At 43.8% G+C, this 22,767-nt stretch carries 19 protein-coding genes; 14 read left to right on the top strand and 5 right to left on the bottom strand.

Annotation, left to right across the window (positions count from 1 at the left end):
- Nucleotides 1-142: 142 nt before the first annotated feature.
- A complete protein-coding gene (locus tag QF049_RS08315) occupies nucleotides 143-490 on the bottom strand; it encodes a winged helix-turn-helix transcriptional regulator (RefSeq protein WP_307536470.1) in 348 nt (115 codons plus the stop codon).
- 134 nt (nucleotides 491-624) lie between these two features.
- On the opposite strand from QF049_RS08315, the gene QF049_RS08310 reads away from it, so the two are divergent.
- Nucleotides 625-1,539 carry a DsbA family oxidoreductase gene (locus tag QF049_RS08310; protein ID WP_307536468.1) on the top strand — a complete coding sequence of 305 codons (915 nt, stop codon included), beginning with the start codon at nucleotides 625-627 and terminating at the stop codon, nucleotides 1,537-1,539.
- A gap of 130 nt (nucleotides 1,540-1,669) precedes the next feature.
- A complete protein-coding gene (locus QF049_RS08305; protein ID WP_307536466.1) occupies nucleotides 1,670-2,248 on the top strand; it encodes a hypothetical protein in 579 nt (192 codons plus the stop codon).
- A gap of 514 nt (nucleotides 2,249-2,762) precedes the next feature.
- Here the strand turns inward: QF049_RS08305 and arfA are convergent.
- Nucleotides 2,763-4,271: an arabinosylfuranosidase ArfA gene (gene arfA / locus QF049_RS08300; RefSeq protein ID WP_307536464.1), complete on the bottom strand. Its 1,509-nt coding sequence runs from the start codon at nucleotides 4,269-4,271 to the stop codon at nucleotides 2,763-2,765.
- Nucleotides 4,272-4,480: 209 nt separating this feature from the next.
- On the opposite strand from arfA, the gene QF049_RS08295 reads away from it, so the two are divergent.
- The 4 genes from QF049_RS08295 (at nucleotide 4,481) to QF049_RS08280 (ending at nucleotide 10,099) form a co-directional block, all read left to right on the top strand.
- On the top strand, nucleotides 4,481-5,413 hold the full coding sequence (locus tag QF049_RS08295) for an ArsR/SmtB family transcription factor (protein WP_307536461.1): 933 nt from the start codon (nucleotides 4,481-4,483) through the stop codon (nucleotides 5,411-5,413).
- Nucleotides 5,414-5,645: 232 nt separating this feature from the next.
- The gene (licT, locus tag QF049_RS08290) at nucleotides 5,646-6,494 is read left to right on the top strand and encodes a BglG family transcription antiterminator LicT (RefSeq protein WP_307536459.1); all 849 of its coding nucleotides are present in this window, start codon (nucleotides 5,646-5,648) and stop codon (nucleotides 6,492-6,494) included.
- Between the two features lie 158 nt (nucleotides 6,495-6,652).
- The gene (locus tag QF049_RS08285) at nucleotides 6,653-8,590 is read left to right on the top strand and encodes a beta-glucoside-specific PTS transporter subunit IIABC (RefSeq protein WP_307536457.1); all 1,938 of its coding nucleotides are present in this window, start codon (nucleotides 6,653-6,655) and stop codon (nucleotides 8,588-8,590) included.
- 42 nt (nucleotides 8,591-8,632) lie between these two features.
- Nucleotides 8,633-10,099, top strand: coding sequence for a glycoside hydrolase family 1 protein (locus QF049_RS08280; RefSeq protein WP_307536455.1), 1,467 nt, complete (start codon nucleotides 8,633-8,635; stop codon nucleotides 10,097-10,099).
- Nucleotides 10,100-10,447: 348 nt separating this feature from the next.
- Here QF049_RS08280 and QF049_RS08275 read toward each other — a convergent pair whose 3' ends face one another.
- Complete coding sequence (locus tag QF049_RS08275; protein WP_373428224.1) at nucleotides 10,448-11,299, bottom strand: AraC family transcriptional regulator; 852 nt, start codon at nucleotides 11,297-11,299, stop codon at nucleotides 10,448-10,450.
- 176 nt (nucleotides 11,300-11,475) lie between these two features.
- Between QF049_RS08275 and QF049_RS08270 the strand changes: the two genes are divergently transcribed.
- Nucleotides 11,476-12,882, top strand: a complete 1,407-nt coding sequence (locus tag QF049_RS08270) for a family 4 glycosyl hydrolase (protein ID WP_307536451.1) — start codon at nucleotides 11,476-11,478, stop codon at nucleotides 12,880-12,882.
- Nucleotides 12,883-12,963: 81 nt separating this feature from the next.
- On the opposite strand, the gene QF049_RS08265 is transcribed toward QF049_RS08270, so the two are convergent.
- Nucleotides 12,964-13,851, bottom strand: coding sequence for a LysR family transcriptional regulator (locus QF049_RS08265; protein WP_307536448.1), 888 nt, complete (start codon nucleotides 13,849-13,851; stop codon nucleotides 12,964-12,966).
- A 151-nt stretch (nucleotides 13,852-14,002) separates the two neighbouring features.
- On the opposite strand from QF049_RS08265, the gene QF049_RS08260 reads away from it, so the two are divergent.
- From QF049_RS08260 to QF049_RS08240, 5 genes are all read left to right on the top strand, one after another.
- The gene (locus QF049_RS08260; RefSeq protein WP_307536446.1) at nucleotides 14,003-14,749 is read left to right on the top strand and encodes an acetoacetate decarboxylase; all 747 of its coding nucleotides are present in this window, start codon (nucleotides 14,003-14,005) and stop codon (nucleotides 14,747-14,749) included.
- A gap of 14 nt (nucleotides 14,750-14,763) precedes the next feature.
- On the top strand, nucleotides 14,764-15,795 hold the full coding sequence (locus QF049_RS08255) for a ketopantoate reductase family protein (RefSeq protein ID WP_307536442.1): 1,032 nt from the start codon (nucleotides 14,764-14,766) through the stop codon (nucleotides 15,793-15,795).
- Between the two features lie 193 nt (nucleotides 15,796-15,988).
- Nucleotides 15,989-16,639, top strand: a complete 651-nt coding sequence (locus tag QF049_RS08250; protein ID WP_307536440.1) for a hypothetical protein — start codon at nucleotides 15,989-15,991, stop codon at nucleotides 16,637-16,639.
- Between the two features lie 358 nt (nucleotides 16,640-16,997).
- Nucleotides 16,998-18,275, top strand: a complete 1,278-nt coding sequence (gene codB, locus QF049_RS08245; protein WP_307536437.1) for a cytosine permease — start codon at nucleotides 16,998-17,000, stop codon at nucleotides 18,273-18,275.
- Nucleotides 18,244-19,512, top strand: coding sequence for a cytosine deaminase (locus QF049_RS08240; RefSeq protein ID WP_124114768.1), 1,269 nt, complete (start codon nucleotides 18,244-18,246; stop codon nucleotides 19,510-19,512). The genes codB and QF049_RS08240 overlap by 32 nt, the downstream gene beginning before the upstream one ends.
- A gap of 86 nt (nucleotides 19,513-19,598) precedes the next feature.
- On the opposite strand, the gene QF049_RS08235 is transcribed toward QF049_RS08240, so the two are convergent.
- Nucleotides 19,599-20,723, bottom strand: coding sequence for a GerAB/ArcD/ProY family transporter (locus QF049_RS08235; protein ID WP_105598772.1), 1,125 nt, complete (start codon nucleotides 20,721-20,723; stop codon nucleotides 19,599-19,601).
- Between the two features lie 130 nt (nucleotides 20,724-20,853).
- Between QF049_RS08235 and QF049_RS08230 the strand changes: the two genes are divergently transcribed.
- Both QF049_RS08230 and map read left to right on the top strand, forming a co-directional pair.
- Entirely contained in the window at nucleotides 20,854-21,816 is a 963-nt protein-coding gene (locus QF049_RS08230) for a helix-turn-helix transcriptional regulator (RefSeq protein ID WP_307536430.1), read from the top strand.
- A 156-nt stretch (nucleotides 21,817-21,972) separates the two neighbouring features.
- On the top strand, nucleotides 21,973-22,713 hold the full coding sequence (gene map / locus QF049_RS08225; protein WP_282321382.1) for a type I methionyl aminopeptidase: 741 nt from the start codon (nucleotides 21,973-21,975) through the stop codon (nucleotides 22,711-22,713).
- Nucleotides 22,714-22,767 lie beyond the last annotated feature (54 nt).

Below are 22,767 nucleotides of genomic sequence, written 5' to 3'. Positions count from 1 at the left end.
AGCGGCTGTCTTGTATTTATAAAGGAAAGGCTATTTCAAAGGACGTGATGGTCCATTGTAATAGCCTTTTTGCCGTTGAACAAAGTGTACAGAACGATTAGAAAATGAACATCTATGATAAGGGGTTACATTAGGCCAGGAGTTATATCTCTTGTTCCTTCACGCCTACTTTCATATTTTTCTGACCCCACATGACCATGGATTCAATTAAGGGAACCAATTCCTTGCCTGATTCTGTGAGCGAATACTCCACTCTCGGTGGCACCTCGTTATATTGCTCCCGATGCACGATGCCGGAATGAATCAAATCCTTCAAACAGTTCGTTAACATCGTTCCGGTAATGCCAGGCAGTCTTCTTTTTAATTCATTGTAACGTATACAGTCATTTTCACTGAGGATTGCCAGGATCGGAAGATTCCACTTGCCTCCAATGACCTGAAATGCATAAGTCGCTGGACATAACTGATCGAAATTAAACTCGTACTTCACTTGATACCCTCCAATAGTATACTTTTTGATACTAAGTCAGAAAAAGAATCGTACTTGTTCAGAAGATTGTAAACATTATAATCAAACTAACACAAGAAAATCAATTCATAAGACAATATAAAGGCGGGATAAACGTGAGTAACGAATCAATGATGTGTGATCTGGAAACAGGCGTATGTGGTGTGAATGAGGAAGAGGCGATGCAAGAAATCAATCTGAATCACGTTGAGAAAAGGATAACTCTTTATTACGCAACAGATCCGATCTGCTCTCACTGCTGGGCGCTAGAGCCGGTGCTTCATCGGTTTGTTGAGGAATACGGTCATTATTTTACGTTGCAAATCAAAATGGGTGGGCTGCTGGCTAACTGGAATGGTTTCTCGGATGGCGCTAACGGAATTCAGAAGCCTTCGGACGTTGCAGGGCATTGGAAGGAAGTGGGTGAACATTCACGCATGCCCATCGACGGTTCCTTATGGCACGATAATCCAATACTTTCTTCCTATCCGCCATCTCGCGTATTTAAGGTCATTCAGAGTACACACCCTGGTAAAGAACATGAATTTTTAAGACGTGCGCGTGAAGCCGTGTTTGCATTCAATCGAAATATTGGAGAAGATGATGTGCTGACGGATATCGTCAATCAACTGGGCTTGAATGGAAAAGATGTGGTTGAGGCGGCTGCACAGCAATCTGCACAAGAGTTATTAGAGGAAGACTTTGAGAGTGTCGCTAGTTTGGGAGTTAGAGGTTTCCCATCAATTATCATTGTGAATGAAGAGAACCAGGGTATGAAAATTGTCGGAGCGCGTTCTCTTGAGACATATGTGCAAGCACTTCAGCAGGTGCTTGGTGGTGATCTGAAACCAAAACAGATAACCTCATTGGAGCAGAAAATCAATGAGGGACACCTTCTTTTCTCTAGAGAACTGGAGGTCATGTACAATATCGAAAAGAGTGATGTTGAATCATATGTGGAATCTGAATTGGCAGAGCACACATATCGTATGGGACATATTTTGAATGAGATGTATGTTGAGCATATCTGAGGGAAAACAAGAAGTCTGTAATTGCACGGCGGAATCTTCCTGCTTTCGCACACGGATGTACTATTCGCACAGGCAAGTCGTCCACCCATTGCGTAGACTGAAGTAGATCAAGTCAAGTGAGGTGAATTCCATGGCTAAAACCAGTGAAATACACGTCCGGGTGAAACGGCTAAAGGATCGCCCAGTCTGCGTGACTCTTCATAATGGCGAAACGTACGTCGGGTACATCTCTGGCGTTAACAGCGAAGGCGTAGTGCTGACCGGGGGCGGAAAGCTTACTCAGGCCGCAATCACAGCACACTCATCTGAAGGCAGTGCTCGCAAAACCAAACCTAAAGCAGGGGCTACGAGAAAAACAGCATCCTCTCGAAACCATAAACGGGTGAACAGTTCTCGTAAATCGCAGGTACGATCCCGGTCGATGTCTCGTTCAACGTCTAGGCAAGCCCAGGTATCATCTTTCATGCCTATGCTAGGCTCATTGTTAGGTGGCTTTGGCGGACTTGGCGGTGCAGGCTCGATTGGAGGTATGTTAGGCGGTGGTATGCGGTTGTTTGGCATGATCCAGCGGTTTACACCTGTGGTCAAAATGGGGTATGGCATGATTAAGCAGATTCAGCCATTTATGGGGGCGGTTCAAGGGCTGATGACTCCAGCAAGCCAGGCTGCGGCAGAAGCCGAAGGTGAAGAGGAAGCACAACGAGGATAATACTTGAAAATGAAAATCGTGAAATAGAACACAACCTTCTTTTCATTTGGGAAGGAAGTATTGCTAGTGTGTTGGGTGATTTAATCTCTTTCTGATCTGTTCTATTCCTTATCTTCTCCGCTAGATGCTTAACTGAAAGCTGCTCTCCGTACGGCAAACGGAGGGTGGCTTATTTGCTTATGCTGTATATGAGGTTCGAACCAGCTCGATTTCGCATGCTTGCTCAGTGCTAACGAACATAGCAAACCCTATTCGCTGCAAAATGCAAGCTAGAGTGAGAAAACGACGCTGATTCTGCAGCATAGCTTCTCCTGTGTTCGTTAAATTCGTTCGTAGTGAGGAATAAAAACTGAGATTTCCAATACGCACCAAACGTCTAACTTTGGAACTATGTAGTTGGGCCGACTACCCTCATTCAGCAAAAAGCACCGCGCGCAGGGAGCTGCACGCGGTGCGAAAAACAATGCTGATGTTGCAGAGTGGAAACCGATTCTATTCCGCTGTTATTAAGCCTTTATGCCTGTTTGGTTTTGAGGCGAATCACGTTCCATGATGCTTTGTTCAAGACTGCTTGCACTTTACCCTGGTCAACCGTTGTATAACCGCCATTGTGAGGAACAACGTTGCGCGGGTTTTCTTTCGTATTGGTTGCTTTCAGATCGTTGTTCTCCAGTACAATATGCTCCACGAATGTCGTTTCTCCGAAGGAGCGCAGGTCTACGTTGAGTTCCAACTGCTCATCCAGATGTCTGTTTACCGCAAAGATTGTGATCGTACCGTTCTCTTCATCATGCACACTGATCGCTTCGAGATAAGGTACATCTGTAAAGTCTTTGGAATCATATTTAGGTGAAGTTGTGATGGACCGTAACACCGTACCGCGTCCGAAGTTGGATGCATGCATGAACGGGAAATAGGTCGTCTGGAACCAGATCGCTCCGTTATTCTCGGTCATGATTGGTGCAATGGTGTTAATCAACTGAGCAAGGCAAGCCATTTTTACACGATCGGCGTGTTTGAGTATGGTAATCAGGTAACAGCCCACAGCAAGTGCATCTTCATGTGTATACACATCTTCAAACTCTGGAGGCGCAATCTGCCACCGTTCTTCCATACGGCTCGTGCCGATGGATTTCCAGACATTCCATTCATCCAGAGACAGCATTAATTTCTTTTTGCTGCGTTTTTTGGCTTGTACAAAATCACAGATTGAAGCCACACTATCAATAAATTGATCCAGATCCAGCGATGTCGCCAGGAAGTCATATGTGTTGTCTTTGTTATTGTTGTAATACTGATGCAGGGACAAGTAGTCCACATTTTCGTAGGTGAGATCCAGCACGGTTGCTTCCCAATCTGCAAATGTACTCATGTCACGGCTGGAACTGCCGCAAGCCACAAGCTCAATTTCCGGATCAACCCATTTCATCGCTTTAGCGGTCTCATTGGCAATACGGCCATATTCATATGCAGTCATTGCACCAATCTGCCAAGGGCCGTCCATTTCGTTGCCTAGACACCAGGTTTTGAATTTATGCGGGTCCTTGTAACCGTGAGAGATACGCAGATCACTCCAGTATGTGCCAGATGGGTGGTTGCAGTATTCAATCAGGTTTCTGGCCGCATCAATGCCGCGAGTACCCAGATTTACAGCCATCATCACTTCGGTTCCAACCAGTTTGGCCCAATCTGCAAATTCGTTTGTTCCTACCGCATTCGTTTCAATCGTCCACCATGCCAGTTCAAGTCTGCGTTTACGCTCCGCTACCGGACCAACGCCGTCCTCCCAATTGTAACCGGATACGAAATTTCCGCCCGGATACCGAACGATGGGTACGTTCAGAGCCTTGATCGCTTCAATGGCGTCCTGACGAAAACCTTGAGCATCGGCAGTAGGATGACCTGGATCATAAATACCGCCGTATACGGCCCGCCCCAGATGTTCTATAAATGAACCATAGACACGCGGATCTACTTCAGCAATCTGAAAGTCTTTATCGATAAGCATTTTGGATGTAAGCATGGTAAGTACCTCCATTGGATGAATTCATATTCTTGAAAGAAGTAATAGTGATATTGAATTCGCTTAAAAGCAAAATCAAATCATTGATTTGTTATCTAATATGTATCATAATGCTTATATATTGAGCAAGTTCATTTTAATGAGTTCGTAAAATAGCGAATCCTAAAATTTAAATAGATCGATTTTACTCAAAAAAGGAAGTGAACATCATGATGCTTGGGACAGATGCAGCTTCATTACTAATTTACGAGGCACTGGCAAGTGAAGCCCGTTTAAACATTGTGCGCCTGCTGCTACAAAAAAGAGAAATGCATATCAATGCGCTTGCCCAAGAGCTTTTTCTGAGCAAAGCTATTGTAAGTACACATGTAAGCAAGCTGCAAAAAGCCGGAATTGTCGGTAGCCGAATGAAACGGGAGAACGGCGGAACCTATAAGTACTGTTTTATCGTACGAGAGTTCATGACTATTAACCTGTCACCAGAGCTTGTTGACGCTCCTTACCATGAAATATCCATACCGGTAGGTCAATATACAGATTATGAAGCATGGCCGACCTGCGGGATTGCGACAACTACGCAGATGATTGGACAGTACGACACACCGGCCTGCTTTATGGACCCGGATCGGGTGAACGCGGGAATCCTTTGGATGGCACGAGGTTTTCTTGAATATAAGATTCCCAATTATCTGTACAATGATCAGCATCTTCGAGAGATTGAAATTTCCCTTGAACTAAGCTCGGAAGCGCCAAAGGTGAACGAAAACTGGCCGTCTGATATTCGCTTTACCCTTAACGGAAATGATCTCGGTACTTGGACAAGCCCTGGCGATTTCGGGGATCGGAAAGGTAAACATACTCCACTATGGTGGAAGCTGGATGTCAACCAGTATGGTGTATTGAAAATGCTGCGTATTAACGGGGAAGGCACGTTTATTGATGGTCAGCGCATCTCGGACGTGCGCGTTCAAGACCTGAATCTGGGTGCATCCACCTATTGGACCTTTGGATTAAGACCGGAAGAAGGAGTAGATGGCCGAGGCGGACTCACGCTGTTTGGCAAAGGTTTTGGCAACTATGATCAGGATATTCTGATTCGATACTATTATGATGCTCAGGAAAATAAGACTCCAGATGAATAGGTTATGCGTTTTGATAACAATTTATAGAGGGAAAGTTCCACGATGAACCACACGCAGAACAATTCCAGAGTAATGGTATTGACAACGATTACATAGCTGATATAAGATACAGCTATATAAGGAGTGTCACTGATTCGATCAGGCACCACCAAAGTCTGGATTTCACAAGTTTGTTTATTACTTGTGTATTGGACATTGGTGGTGCTTTTTGCATACTGGGGGTGATTACATCATGAGGTTTAAAAAATCGTTAAATAACAACATCGCACTGGCGGAAGACGCCGAAGGCTGTGAAGTCATTGTCATCGGAACGGGTGTTGGCTTCAAAAAAGTAAAGGGACAGCCGATTGAGCAGAGCCAGATCCAGAAAATGTTCCGAATCGGCTCGAATGATAAATATCAGCGAGTCGAGCAGTTTCTCAACGATATCCCTCTGCAAGTCATCGACATTACGGATCAGATTATTGAAGAAGGCAAGACGATGATTGGAAAAAAGCTGAATGACTCGATCCTGTTAACACTGGCGGACCATATTCATTTTGCACTGGATCGTTTCAAAAAAGGCGTGGATGTGCAAAATCCGCTTCATTGGGACATTCGCCATCTATATCCTGCCGAATACCGTGCCGGAGAATGGGCAGTTCAAAAAATCAATGATGCTTTTCTAGTCTCACTGCCATCTGGTGAATCAAGTTCAATTGCCCTTCATTTCGTGAACTCACAATTCGACTCGGGCAGTATGAACCAAACGATTAAAATTACACAGATGATTAATGACATTTTAGGTATCATGACTGAACATTTTGGAATGGCACTGAATCAGGAATCTGCTGATTTTTCCAGGTTCATCACCCATCTGAGATACTTCATTGTTCGTCAGTTGAACCGTGAAGTGCTCTCGTTCAAAGATCAACAATTTCTATATGATGTATTGTCGGAGCGGTATCCTGTCAGTTTCCAATGCGCACTCAAAATAAAGGAGGCGATGGAGCAGCAACGCGGATTTGTGATTACTCCCGATGAGATGGTATATCTCATGATCCACATCGAGAGAGTGACATCCCGTACCGATACGGATTGATCTCCATACAACCTGTTTGAAGTTATACCATCATCAAAATGAATTGAATATGGAGTGTTACTGATTCGATCAGGCACCACCAAATGTTTCCGACTCCGCATCTGCGGCGGGCCGGTATTACATTTGGTTTTTTTTTCGCCAAAAAAGGAGGAAGCAACATGAATCATCGGGAGTTGTCCAAAGAAATTATCCAGTTAACAGGAGGGCAAGAGAATATTACCCAAGCCTGGCATTGCATCACACGGCTTCGTTTCAACGTTCGAGAGCAAAACAAAGTTCAATTGGAACAGATCAAAGCGCTTGATGGTGTGCTCGGCGCACAGTTTCAGAACGATCAGTTTCAGGTGGTCATTGGCAACCAGGTTGCAGCCGTATATGAGCAGATCGAGGATCAAATGAAGCAGAGTAGCATATCGAAGCCCGAAACAGACGCGCCACGCTCTAAAGGGATTAATGCTGTTTTGGATACGATCTCCGGCATTTTCACTCCAATTCTGCCTGCCATCGTAGGTACAGGGATGTTAAAGGGGATTCTGGCACTGCTCGTTACACTTGGAGCGATACAGGAGAAAAGCGGTGAGTATCAAGTTCTGTCTTCAATAGCAAATGCGGCCTTTTATTTCTTGCCTTTTCTTCTGGCCCTATCATCAGCCCGAAAGTTCAAAGTGAATGAATATATCGCTCTGACGCTTGCAGGTACTTTATTGTATCCTACGATTCTGAACGCGTATCTGGCAAACCAGCATGAACCGATTCGTTTTCTCTCGCTACCCGTGTCCATTGTGAATTACACCCAGTCTGTTATTCCCATTATTCTGGGTGTGTGGCTTCTGAGTTATGTACATCGCTGGGTGGATCGTTTTATTCCCGGTCCGGTCAAAGTCATCTTTACCTCGATGATTGTGCTAGTCATCACGGTGCCGATTCTATTAATTGCTATTGGCCCCCTAGGGAATTACATGGGCATCTATCTGGAAATGGGCACTTCTTGGCTCTTTGCCCATTCGGGTCCGTTAACCGGCATTATTCTTGGCGGATTCATGCCGCTGATTGTTATGACGGGAATGCATTATGCGTTCTTCCCAGGCACATTGCAGAATCTGAGCAAACTCGGATATGACGTACTTTTGCTTCCGATCAACCTGATAACTAATATGAGCCAGGCTGGTGCAGTCACGGCTGTTTTCCTCAAGACCAAAGATAAAAGAATGAAATCCATTGCTTTATCCAGTGGTATATCCGCCTTGCTTGGCATTACTGAACCTGCACTGTACGGTGTCACCTTGAAGCTGAAAAAACCATTTTACGCTTCACTCATCGGTGGAGCAGCAGGGGGTGGATTTATAACCGCAGTGGGTCTGAAATGCTTCGGTTTTGCTGTACCAGGATTGCTTTCACTTCCGTTATACATTGGCCCGAATGGTGGTATGTCCAATTTCTGGTATGCATTAATCGGAATTGGCATCAGCTTTAGCGTTTCCTTCGTGGTGACTTTGCTGCTCAAATGGGATGAGCCAAATACACGCAATTCCGCCATGCCCGACTCAACACAAACATTAACCGAACAGGAACAAGATACAACCATTTCCTTTTCTCAAGAGATGGTAACACCTGTCACAGTACATTCCATTGAGGAAAAGAAAGGGGAGGTGTTCAGCCCGCTCATTGGTGAATTGGTGCCGCTCTCAGAGCTTCCGGATCAAACGTTTGCCGAGGAATTGACCGGGAAAGGTATTGCCATTCGTCCGCAGGATGGACGTGTTACAGCTCCTTTTGACGGAACCGTCACATTGGTTGCTAAAAGTAAACATGCGATTATGCTGACCTCCTCCAGTGGAATCGACATTCTCATTCATGTTGGACTAAACAGTGTGTCGCTCAAAGGAAAATATTTTGACGTGAAGGTAGTTGCCGGACAAGAAGTGAAAAAGGGTGAGTTGCTTCTGGAATTTGATATGGATGGCATTCAGGGTGCAGGTATTAATCTTGTGACACCAGTCATCGTAACCAATACGCCTGATTACCTCGATGTAGTACCTGTTCAGGTGAAGGGGGTGATTCCAATGAATGAATTGCTTCTCCTCACCGTTCGTTGACAGCTTCATGAATACCACATACAAAAAAAGGAGAGAAACAACATGACAAAAACAATTAAACACTCATTTCCTGAAGGATTTTTATGGGGCGGAGCTACCGCTGCCAATCAGCTCGAAGGTGCATATGATGCAGACGGCAAAGGACTCTCTACCTCAGACATGGCTCCATTCGTTCCTCATGAGGAGCGCAATGGCAAGGATTTCACCTTCGACGTCGATTCTGTTCAATTGGAAGAATACCTGAGCGGTAACACAGACGTATATTTCCCGAAAAGGAACGGCGTGGATTTCTACAACCGCTACAAAGAAGACATTGCCTTGTTTGCGGAGATGGGTTTCAAAGTGTTTCGTCTTTCGATCGCGTGGACACGGATCTTCCCGACAGGAGAAGAGGCTGTTCCCAATGAAGCTGGTCTGGCGTTTTATGACAACGTGCTGGACGAGCTGTTGAAATACGGGATTGAACCGCTCGTAACGATCTCGCACTACGAGATGCCCGTAGAGTTAACCCGCAAATACAACGGCTGGGAAAGCCGCGAGATGATCGATCTGTATCTGAAATTTGCCAATACGCTGTTTGACCGTTACAAAGACAAAGTGAAATACTGGATCACCTTTAATGAAATGAATATGATGCTGACAAGTCTGTATACTGGCGGCGGCATTCTGGAAGATAAAATTAAAGGTACACAGGAACAGGTGGCATATCAGGCAACTCATCATCAATTTGTTGCAAGCTCACTGGCTGTCAAAAGTGGTAAAGAGAAGATGCCCAATGCTCAGATTGGCTGTATGATCTGCCGCCTGGAAACGTATGCTGCTTCTAGTAAACCGGAAGATGTGTTGCAGACGATGAAGGAAGATCAGATGAACCTGTTCTACCCAGAGGTACAGGCACGGGGCGAATACCCATCCTATATGCAAAGATATTTTGAGGAAAATGGCATTGTACTGATTAAAGCACCTGAGGATGATGCCATTATCCGGGACAATACCGTGGACTTTATTGCTTTCAGTTATTACATGACGTATATCGGAAAATATGACCCCAATGACAACAGCAACTCTGGTATGCTGGTAAGTCAGATCAAAAACCCTCATCTGAAAGCTACTGAATGGGGATGGCCTATCGATCCAATTGGTCTTCGCGTCGCGCTGAACCGATTGTATGATCGTTACCGGATGCCGCTCTTCATCGTTGAGAACGGGCTGGGTGCTATCGACACACCGGAAGAGGACGGGGCAGTCCATGACCCTTATCGCATCAATTACTTGCGCAGCCACATTGAACAGATGAAAGAAGCTGTCGCTGACGGCGTTGAATTGATGGGTTTCACTAGCTGGGGACCTATCGATATCATTAGCTGTTCAACTTCTGAAATGGGAAAACGTTATGGATTTATTTACGTGGATCAAGACAATGCAGGACACGGTTCATTGGAAAGAACCCGCAAGGATTCCTTCTACTGGTACAAACAAGTTATTGAGTCCAATGGAGAGATTCTTTAATTATACAAAATTCTTACACGCCGCCCGTATGGGCGGTTCTTTATTTTACACTAGTAAAATAAAGGATAATTATGTAAACTTGTAATATTCAAACAAGAGGAGTGAATTCAATGTCTAATAAGGTGATTGTGCTTTAGGTTCACAGAAGGATATTTGCGTTACAGGGATTCCTTTTGTGGACATTGCAGTGCGGGAAACCGTCCAAACAATGTTTACTGGAGGAGATTATTATTAATTTTAACAAAGCTGTTGACATCAGCAATACACATGTACTTACGCTGGTACCCGATTCATCAAGTGGGGAGGCAGCCGGATCGAACGGTTGCCTCTTTGTTTGTCTGCGGCATGTTATTCAAATTTGGAAGGGGGCACGTTGTAGAATTTTTTGAATGCTTTGGAGAACGTAAAGGGATCGGGATAACCCAGAAATCCGGCAATTTGCTGGATCGTATATTTTTTCTCATACAGATAGTCTCTGGCCCGGTTCATTTTGATCTGATTGATATACTGCCCCGGTGTTATACCGAGAATTTTTTTGAACAAAGATATAAAATATTTCTCAGAGACGCCGGCAATATCTGCAAGTTCGTTAACTCGGATGGCACGATGCAGGTTCGCATCCACGTATGGGAAGACATTCTGCAGAACCTCCAGACTTCCTTCGATCTTCCTCGGTTTTCGGTCTTTCAGAAACTCACCGTGATACAGCCCTTGCCTATGTAATTCCAAAATTTTGGCGATGACGAGAAGTAAAGAGGCTTTCAAGTAAAGCGGACTTCCGGAAGCGCCGCTACTCTGCTTGAACCTTCGATAGGATGAGGTGAACAGCGTTGATTCCTCATGAATCAGATTGCCAGGTACAATACCCGGAAGTTGAAACTCGCCGAGAATTCGCTTTTGCTCAGCGATGCTGAAATCAAAGTGCATGTATACGAATCGGCACAACTCTCCGGTCGTGGAAGCCATATAGGGCATATCCGGATAAAAAAACACCACGTCACCCGGTTCTGCCATATGCTCGATTCCATTGATGGTAATCTGGACGGAGCCTGCTGTAATGAACCACAGATCATAATCGGAATGAGACTTGTGCTCCGTCCAATTGCTGTCGTGCGTTTGTTCCAAATAAGAGCTCATACGAAGTATGATATACTCCGAAAGTTCGTCGATTACACTCATATTTACAGTTCCTGCATGCATCTAACCCAACTCATTCCTCTCTACTTTATGACATCCTTTATTTTTCACTATCATATCAAAGGAATTATCTCTTGTTAACTACCGTACGATATGACATGTATTGAAAACTATCACACATTCCGATTCCAGCCCACTCACCTATAATGAACTTATATCGTTACGAGGAGGGGTTATAGATGAAGGTTAAAAGCACACAGCATCCAAAGGTAGTTGTTATTGGGGCGGGCAGCCTGTTTTTTGGTCGGCAGTCCATCTGGCAGATGGTACACTCCCCATATCTGAATCAGGGAACGCTGGCTTTGGTGGATACGGATGAGGAACGGCTCTCAAAAATGGTAACACTAGCGGAAATGGTCGCCAAGGAGAACAACGTATCCCTAAAGATTGAGGGTTCAGTGGACCGAAGACAGGTACTACCGGGAGCCGACTTCGTTGTACTCAGCTTTGCGGAAGAATCGGTAAAATATCGGGGCATCGACTGCCAGATTTCTCTAAAGTATGGGATTCGCATGTGTTCTGGCGATACGATTGGCCCGGGCGGGATCTTTCGTGCGATGCGTGAACTGCCGGTTATTATGGAATGCACTAAAGACATCGAGGAGTTGTGTCCGGATGCGTGGGTGATCAATTATATTAACCCGTCTACCGTTCATGGCATTGCATTACATCGATATGCACCGAAGCTTAAATCGTTTGCGCTGTGCGATAGTCATCATATGCCGCATAAGAAAGCCTATTATGCCGTACGAGCCGGAATCATCGAAAATACAAGCCAGTTCACCGCAGAAATAGACCAGAAATTCGATTTTCGCATCGCTGGTGTTAATCATTTCACTTGGCTGCTCAAAGCCGAGTATGAAGGAAAAAATGTGATGCCCACAATTGCAGAAGCCATGCGCAAGCTGGCAGGTGAGGAGAATAACGGCGGTGATCGCGGCGCAAAAGCTATTTTTAACGATGCAATTACCTATGAACTATATGATATTTTCGGAATCATTCCCACTTGTACGGCGCATACGAAGGAATACGTTCGGTATTGGCAAGGTCTTGGCAAAACTGAGGACGCCATTCCTCCATTATCGATCTGGGAGACAGAGGACAGGTATGAGCGTCATGACGAAATGTGGCGTCAGGTGGATGACTTTCTTGCAGGGAACATCCCCATCGCCGATTACATGAGTACTTTTGGGCCGGATCATGCGACCGACATCATTGAGAACATGGTGGGGAACTTGGGCAAAAAATTCTTCATCAATACGCTCAATCAAGGCGCTGTAACCAATATGAATACCGATTCGTTCCTGGAACTACTGTGCGATGTAGATATGGATGGAGTGAAGCCACTCCATATAGGCGAGATGCCACGTGGAATTAGAGGTATGCAAGAACTTGTACTGGATACGCATGAGCTTACGGTTGAAGCTGTTTTGGAACAGAGCTACGAGAAGCTGAGAAGGGCGATGCTCACCGACCCGCTCGTAAGTTCCATCAGTGACGCGGACAAGATCATCCATGAATTGTTGGAACTGGAGCGTAAGATGATTCCGGACGTTTGGTATAAGGATAGACTGCAGTATAGCTGAGAATAGAGAACGATAATAGACCACGTCAGCTCCTTCAAAGGGCTAATGTGGTCTTTGCTCTTTACTATTTTCAAAAAAATCCTACTCCACTTTAAACAAGCCAGCATGGTCTTCATAGTACGAAGTAATAAAATCACGAAATTCTCTTACAGCAGGAGATAACCATTTTTGTTTGACCCAGGATAGGCTAATAGGATATATCGCTGAATCATCAGCAATTTTTACATAACGTAACCCTAGTGTTCTACATACGGAGATCGGAAGTAATGCAACACCCTGATTAAGCCTGATAATTTCAAGCAGCGTATGAGAATCGACCTCAAATGCATGTTTGGGCAGGAAACCTGCTTTTTCACAGAGCATGGAGGTAAACCGGCTGTACTCCTTATTATCGGCAAGGGAAATAAAGGGCTCATTTGCAACAACACTTAATGAAATGCTTGTTTCTCCGCCGTATGTATGATCCGTGGGCACAACCAGAACAATATCCTCCTCAACCAGGACAAAACTCTCAATCTCCTCATCCTGAATCGGATGCCCCGTAATCCCCAGATGCATGTCGCCTTTCTTCAAACCTGTAATAATTTCACTGCGGGTTCCAATACCCTGATGAAGCTTGGTTTCGGGGGAAGCGTTGATATAGTCACTAATGAGACCTGTGAGGAACCGAGTATTTGTAATTGAGATCCTGATTGTATTGGATATTTGCTGTTCCTCCGCTTTAATCTCCATCTCTGCATTTTCAATTTCAATAAAAATCCTGTTCACATGTTTCAATAAAATTTCACCTGAGGAGTTCAATTGAATGTTTCGTCCTCTCCTATGAAATAGGGGGGTACCCAGTTCATCCTCAAGTCTTTTGATCGTTAAACTTAGGGAAGGTTGAGCGATATTCAATTGTGCAGCTGCCTTGGAGATGTGTTCAGTATAGGCAACAGTCTGAAAGTATTTGAGCTGAAGCAATTCCATACAAGTACACTCCTTATTTATTCTGATAAATATATATAGTACTTATTATGTATTATATTAAATTTAAATATTGATGTAGAATTTTTTTATGAGATACAGTTCAAATTTTAATATAACAAATTCAACTAAATTTATAAGGTAGGTGTCTTTGATGAAAATCGATGTGAATAACATAGCTAAAAATCTGAATACACCGCTAACAGCTCCGGCATACCCAATGCCACCGTACAAATTCGTGAATCGTGAATATTTGAATATTATTTACCGGACCGATGAAAAAGCGTTGCGGGCTACCGTACCAGAACCACTGGAAATTACTGAACCTTTGGTTAAATTCGAAGTGATGTGGATGCCGGATGTTTCTGGACTGGGGGCTTATACAGAAGCTGGACAAGTTATCCCTGTTCAATTTAATGGGGAGGAAGGCGATTATGTGCATTCGATGTACGTAGACAATTTCCCCGCGATTGCAAGTGGTCGAGAGCTCACCGCATATCCTAAAAAGCTGGGAGCGCCTAAGTTGTATACCGATTCAGATACACTGGTTGGCACACTTGATTATGGAACGCTGCGTGTAGCGACGGCAACGATGGGCTATAAACACATGGAGATGGATAAGGAGCTCGCCAAACGTGAAATATGCCGACCTAATTTTATGATTAAGATTGCTACGGACTATACCGGGAATTTAAGAATATGTGATCTGATCCGTACTCAAATTACGGACATCGAAGTGAAGGAAGCTTGGACAGGACCTGCCCGGCTTCAATTGTTCGAACATGCGTTGGCACCTCTTGCAGATCTGCCTGTGTTGGAAGTGGTGTCCGCTTCTCATATCCTTACCAACCTAACCTTAAACGCTGCACAACCTGTATATAACTACCTGGAAGAGAAATAAGGAGGAAATATAAAATGAGAATTGCAATTGTAGGCGCGGGATCTTTGGGAACCATTGTAGGCGCATATCTTGCGGATGGCGGACTGGACGTTGAGTTAATTGATGCATATCAAGAACATGTAGATGCTTTAAATCAGACGGGTGCTAAAGTGACGGGTACCACAGAGTTTCAGTCCAAAGTAAAAGCCATTACTCCTGATCAGAAATCAGGACAATATGACCTTGTCTTACTTTTAACCAAACAACTTTATAACGATTCCATTCTTCAGGAATTACTTCCATTCTTGAAAGAAGACAGTATGGTGTGTTCCTTGCAGAACGGGATTCCGGAAGAAAAAGTGGCGTCCATTGTGGGTGAAAAACGTGTCATTGCAGGCTCTGTTGAATTTGGCGCTACGTTCATTGAACCGGGTGTATCAAGTCTGACTACCGAGTACACTCAATTTAAGCAGTATGCTTTTCAGATTGGTGAATTAAATGGTGAAATCACCGAACGAATTCAACACGTGAAATCGGTGTTGGACCTTGTGGGTGGGACACATATTTCCGATAACCTGGTTGGAACCAAATGGTCCAAATTGCTGATCAACAATGCATTTAGTGGTTTGTCCGCTGCATTGAATGGGGAATACGGGGACATTATTGATCACGAAGCCGGCATTGTGAGTGCAGCTCATATTGCGGACGAGACGATTAAAGTTGCTCGCGCCAATGGGGTCACCTTGGTTAAAATGAATGGATTCGACATCGCTTCACTCGAACTGAACAGCAAAGAAGATATCCCTGAACGGGTGAAAACATTACGTTACGTGATGGAGCCCTCCAGATTGCTCAAAGCAAGCATGCTTCAAGATCTGGAGAAGAACCGCAAAACGGAGATTGATTATATTAACGGGGTTGTTTCAAGCAGAGCAGAAGGTACCGGAATTGCGACACCTTATAATGATTTAGTTGTAAAACTGGTCAAATCTGCTGAAGAAACTCATATCGTTCCTGATTTTGACACGAATATAAAAGCTTTTGAAGAACTATTAAGTGCACAATAATAATTCAATTATTTCAACTGAAAGTCGCTTATATAGCGACTTTTTTTGTTGTATCGGTAAATCCTGTCAGGCTTGATTTTGCGACAGATAGAATATTCTTCGTGATTTTGTTTCCTAAAATTATACAAAAAGGGGGATTAAATTTGATATAATATAGACTTGCTGGTTATTTTTCTATTCGAAGGAGATACATATGAGGAAATCTTGGGGGGAATTCGTCTTTTATTTGGCGGTGTTTGTCTTTGTTTTGTTTATGACCTGGAATGACTATTCACTATTTTGGACAATAGGGGTCGTAGGCGTTACCATTCTTATCGCATTTATTAAGCATGTTTTTTATCCTTTAGTATTCGATAAGCGTATAGATCGCTTAGAGTCCTTTTTATCCAAGCAGCAAAATACACCTGGAACATACATTATTTATGTTCTTGCAAACAGACTTGATAATGAGGTAGAACTAGTTATGGAGCAAATTAAGCAGAAATATAAACGAAGAACATCGCAAGCACAGTTCAAGGCAGCTTACGGATTATATCGCAAGGATATGTTTGCCATTCGGCAAGCTGTACCTCATATCGGCTTATCGGACTACCGTACATATTACGAAACCATACTACTTTTGGAGGATGGGCAAAGTAATCAGGCGCGGGAAAGACTTCAATCCATTAAAAAACAGTGGATGAGATCAACACTGCTCGCGGGTATTGAACTCAAAGTAGAAAACCGTGATACCGCCATCCAGCACGCTCATGAAGCACTTAACTCTTCCAGAGGTGTTAATCGTTATGTTTTATATAAGGAATATGAAAGAGTATTACCAGAAGTTGTTGAACACATATCGTAAACTCGACATTATTATTAGCTTGTTCCATCCACTGGTTAAGGAGGAATGATCAAAAAAATAGCTTGTTGTATATGGAATTAATAACCGTTGGATAATAATGACATTGACAACTGCAGAGTTTTCCAAAATAATAGAATGTAATTGAATACTGGTACCTTTAATTCAGTCCAGAGAGGCTGGCAAGGGCAGCGGATTTCATAATCACGCGAGAATCAGGGCTTATTCCGTCATGGGATGCTCTGTGTCTTCGCGCCGGTTATGATGCAAAAGAGGCTACTTGTCAGTGTATAACTTGACGAGTAGCCTCTTTTTTCTGCTTTTTTTGGTATCAGATACACTTTATGTTGGGGGTATTCTGATGAGCAAACAAGATCAAGAATTTTCATGGCAAGCGGTGCCGAAAGCGCAAAGAAACCAATTTTGGAAGACGTTATCCGTCATGCTCGGTTTCACTTTCTTCTCTGCAAGCATGCTGGCAGGAGGGACATTGGGTGTCAGCTTGACGTTCATGGAGTTCATTGGCATCGTGCTTGCAGGCAATCTGGTGCTCGGTATCTATACAGGGGCACTGGCACATATCGCCGCCAAAACGGGCCTGTCCACACATTTGCTCGCTAAATATGCATTCGGTGCAAAAGGGTCGTATCTGCCTTCATTCCTGCTAGGCTTCACACAAGTCGGATGGTTCGGAGTAGGCGTAGCCATGTTCGCGATTCCGGTCGCCAAAGCCATGGACTGGAACGTGTACCTGTTAATTATCGTGTTCGGACTTGCCATGACAGCATCAGCCATTTTCGGCATGAAGTCACTTGTCATTCTTGGTTATATCGCAGTTCCTGCGATTGCCATTCTCGGTGGTTACTCCATGTTCGAAGGTGCAGGTTCGCTGGGTGGTCTGCAAGGGTTGCTTGATTACACGCCGTCTCAGTCGCTTACCGCGGCGGCAGCATTAACAATCTGTATCGGATCTTTCATAAGCGGCGGAACGCTGACACCCGATTTTGCCCGGTTTTCCCGGACATCGAAACAGGCAGTTACTGCAACAGTGATTGCATTCTTCCTGGGTAACTCACTCATGTTTCTCTTCGGTGCGGTTGGCGCAATGGCCTATAACTTGGCCGATATCTCGGAGGTCATGTTCCTGCAAGGATTGATCATTCCGGCGATCATCGTTCTGGGCCTAAATATCTGGACGACCAACGATAATGCACTGTACGCTTCAGGTCTTGGTTTTGCCAACATCACCAAAATCTCAAAAAAATTCTTCGTCATCGTAAACGGCATCGTTGGTACCGTATTCGCCATGTGGATGTACAACAACTTCGTCAGTTTCCTGAACGTACTGGGTGCGGCGGTACCATCCATCGGGGCTATTATTATCGCAGATTACTTCATTGTGAAACGTAGAAACTATAAGCCATTTGCCGACATGTCATTCAAAAATGTAAACTGGGTAGCGATGGTCGCTTGGGCCATCGGCGTTGCATTCGCCCAACTGGCTCCTGGCGTAACACCATTGAACGCACTGCTTGGTACAGCAGTGGCCTATATCGTTTTGATGCTGATTGTTCCTGCCAAAGAAACCAAAGAAATGGGGAAAATAAATGATTATACAGAACGCAAAATTGCGGGGTAAAGAAGGACTATGGAATATCGTTGTGAAAGACGGAAAGTTTGAACGAATTACACAATCGCTGGAAGTGACCGAGAATGAAGAGATCCTGGATGTCAACGGATCGCTTGTGCTGCCACCTTTCATTGAGCCGCATATTCATCTCGATACAACGCTCACAGCAGGTGAGCCGGAATGGAATCTAAGCGGAACGCTGTTCGAAGGTATCCAACGCTGGTCGGAGCGCAAGGCTTTCTTGACACATGAAGATGTCAAAACACGGTCCAAAACGGCACTTAAGTGGCAATTGGCACAGGGCATCCAGCATGTACGAACACATGTGGACGTTACCGATCCAAGCTTGATCGCCGTTAAAGCGATGCTTGAAGTAAAAGAAGAAATGGCTCCATATATGGACATCCAGCTTGTTGCTTTCCCACAGGAAGGCATTCACTCTTATCCAAACGGCGCAGAATTGCTGGAAGAGTCACTGAAAATGGGCGTTGACGTGGTCGGCGGCATTCCACACTTCGAATTCACAAGGGAATACGGCGTTGATTCAATGAAAGTTGCGTTTGATCTGGCCGAAAAATACGACCGTCTGATCGACATCCATTGTGATGAAATCGATGACGAGCAATCCCGTTTTGTTGAAGTCGTTGCCAAGGAAGCTTACGAACGTGGACTGGGTTCACGCACAACGGCAAGCCACACGACAGCAATGGGGTCATACAATGACGCTTATACGTACAAGTTGTTCCGTTTGCTGAAGATGGCTGATCTGAACTTTGTCTCCAATCCGCTGGTCAACATTCACCTGCAAGGACGCTTCGACACGTATCCGAAGAGAAGAGGGCTGACGCGTGTCAAAGAGTTGCAGGAAGCAGGTCTGAATGTGTGCTTTGGTCACGATGACATCTTCGATCCATGGTATCCGCTCGGTACTGGCAACATGCTGCAAGTACTGCACATGGGGATTCATGCTTCGCAGTTGCTTGGTTACGACCAGATCGTGAATTCAATTGACCTCATTACGAAAAACAGCGCAAGAACGTTACACATTGAGGATGTATACGGTATTGAAGAAGGTAAACCTGCTAACTTCATCGTACTTGAAGCAGAGAACGAGTATGAGGCTGTTCGCAAACAAGCCGGCGTACTTTATTCCTACAGAGGCGGCCGTAAAGTTGCGGAATCGAAGCCGCGGGACACATCCATCATTTTTGAAGGCGGTACAGAAAAAGTTACTTTTAATAAATAATGAAGAAAATCTAATCCCATTAAAAGTCGCTATTTTGGCGGCTTTTTTCTTTTTTTTACTGTCTACATACAATAAGAACCAAACATTCAGCCTGCCTTAAGGGCTTCACTAGTTGCCTGCTTCCCGCCTTTTTTACGAACAAAACTAATGATCAGCAGTAGCAGTGGTAACAAGCCAAATAAAAAAATGGATATATTACCAAGAAAATCACCCAAAGCTAACGTTTCCTCCAGGTTTTTAGGCAAGTAAGCAATTACATACAAGACTGGCAACATCGCGAATTGTATGCTCGTAATATTTTTGAGACGAAACAAATCTCGGATCCCGATTGCCGCAAAATAGTGTTTAAAAGCATAAGTTGCAAAGATCTGCATCAACCAAAACACAATGAACAGTGATTCATAACGCTCAAAAAGAAATCCCTCAATTTCAAAACTCCGAACCATGTCGAACGTTGGCCACATTCGTGTTTGAATTCCTGGCAAGGATAAATTCCCCACCACGGTGACAATCGTGACCAAATATATGATCGTACAACTAAGTATGCTGTATATAGCAGCTTTATTGCTCGCTTTCACGTCCACCATGTAAGCTGTGATGATGAGTAACACTTCATATCCGGAATAGGAGAGACACGAAGGTTTAAGACCCTTCAACACAGGCATGAATCCATCGCCCAGGAGTGGTCTGAGGTTATTAAGTTCAAACATCTTGGTGCTTAAAAGGAAAACCAGCGCTAGCAATACAAGCGTAACGGGCAACACGATTGAAAAGACCCGGATGATGACCTTAAGACCACCCGTTAACATATAAATCCCAATCCACAAACTGACCATAATGGTGACCCAAGTAGGCGTGCGCTCAAGGATGTACATACTTGTAATTTCGGCCATGACTCTAACTTCGAATGAACAAAGAACAACAAAATACACGATAATTAAAAGTCCCAATAGATAAGCAATCCACTGACCTGTAATTTCGGGTATAAATTCGAATACCGTTTTACCGGGGAATCTACGACACAAGGTTACAAGGAGGATGCTGATTGTGGTTACAATTAATCCTGATAAAATGACAGAAATCCATACATCTGGTGTCCCTACTGCTTTACTAATTGTGCGAGGGAGTGTTAGAATTCCAGCTCCGAGTATGGAATTGATAACTACAATAATAACCTCGGAGGTATTAATATTAGATGTGGATTGCTTCATTGGCCTTCGCTCCAAACCGGAGAATATATTTCTAGGTAGTATCGCCCAACGCAGTTGTTTTATGTAAAATATGATGTACTGATATAATGTAGAGATATCCAATAATGAATTGAAGATGAGGATGCAGGTTATGCCAAAGAACGATAATATGTTAGCCATTCTATGGATGCTGAATTCAGGCACCAAAGTAACTGCAAAACAGATGTCCGAAAAGTTAGAAATCAATATAAGAACCGTATATCGATATATTGATGCATTATGTGCCAGTGGAGTACCGATCATTTCCGATACAGGTCACAACGGCGGGTATAGCTTGCTGAATCAGCATATCAAAGCACCTCTGTTATTTGATATTGATGAAAAAAAGGCACTTCTCCAAGCTGCTGTGTTTGCAAAAGAAGCTGGATATCCTTTGAGTGAGGCATTGGACAATGCAACATCCAAATTGAAAATGTATTCAAATCAGGATCAGGAAAACACACTTCGTCGTCATTTAGCCGGATTTAACGTTATCAATCGCATGGGAGATCCATCGGTTCAGCCGATCTTGGCGGAATTGGAGCAAGCCGTGGCTAATGACTGCTCTGTCGAAATTGATTATCGCAGAAGCCGTGATGAACAACCCAAGAATAGAGTAATAGACCCGTATGGAATGGTTTACTGGAATAATAAATGGTATACCATTGCGTTTTGCCACTTGAGGAATGAATTCCGCAGCTTTCGGGCAGATCGTATTCTTCGAGTCAAGCTTACTCCGCTCCGCTTTAAGCGTTCGGAAGCTTTTTCAGCCCGTGAATTATTTATGCAAAATTTGTTACCTGATGTAGGGGAGAAAGAGGAGGTAATTTCCTTGGTTATCAAAGGCCGATCAGAGGCATTGGATGACTTGGGGCTGCATTGGTTTATGGGACATTATCTGAAAGAACGGACTTCTAATCAAGCCATCTTTTTATTTGATGAAAAATCAATTGATACATACGTCCCCTATTTTCTCCTCTCCTATGGGAAATCCATTCAAGTCATCGAACCACAGCGTGTGAAGGACAGACTTGTTGCTGTTGTATCCGAGTTAATGGAATACTATCAACTTTAACAACTTCACTGACAGTATTTGAACTCATCGGATTTTGATCTGTGAGCTTGATAAAAAAGTTGCGAAGCTTTGCTGCTTTGGATATGATTATCTAATGTTCAATTAAAAAAATACTTATGTAATCAATTAGTGATAAAAGATAGTGAGGTAGAAAAAATGATCGCAAGAACAGAAGAAGATTTTAATGGCTTGAAGGAAATTGGCAAAATTGTTGCTTCTATTAGAGATGAATTGGTTCAAAGAACTATCCCAGGCATAACGACTAAAGAACTTGATGATTTGGCAGGAGAGCTTTTTGAGAAAGCTGGCGCAGTTTCTGCTCCAAAAAGTGAATATAATTTCCCTGGATTTACTTGTATTAGTGTTAATGAAGAAGTGGCACATGGTATTCCGGGAGATCGGGTTATTCAAGAAGGGGACATCGTCAATATTGATGTGTCTGGCTCCAAGAACAGTTATTTTGCAGATACGGGACTCTCGTTTGTCGTAGGCGAAGGTGAAGAAGTATTAACGAAAATATGCGATGTTGTTAAACTGGCATTTGAAGCAGGTCTTAAAAAAGCAAAACCGGGTTCCAAAAAAAGCGGAATCGGAAAAGCCGTATTCCAAACTGCCAGACAGCATGAATTAACGGTTATCAAAAACCTTACAGGACATGGTGTTGGACGTGGAATACATGAAGCACCTGACCACATCTACAATTATAATGATCCATCGGATGATGAATTGTTAAAAGAAGGTATGGTTATCGCATTCGAGCCATTTATCTCAACTTCAGAAGAAGAAGTAGTCCAAACTGGAGATGGCTGGACCTTTGTTACTAAAAACAGCTATGTAGCTCAAATAGAACATACCATTATTCTTACTAAAAATGGTCCAATTATTGTCACTCTTTAAGGTGTTCAAACTGAAAGTCGCTAAATTTAGCGACTTTTTTTGTTTTTGTTGTAT

This window comes from Paenibacillus sp. W4I10 (genome assembly GCF_030816325.1).
Classification (GTDB): domain Bacteria; phylum Bacillota; class Bacilli; order Paenibacillales; family Paenibacillaceae; genus Paenibacillus; species Paenibacillus amylolyticus_B.
The sequence above is the reverse complement of the archived record's forward strand: the minus strand, read 5'-3'. Positions and strand labels throughout refer to the sequence as shown.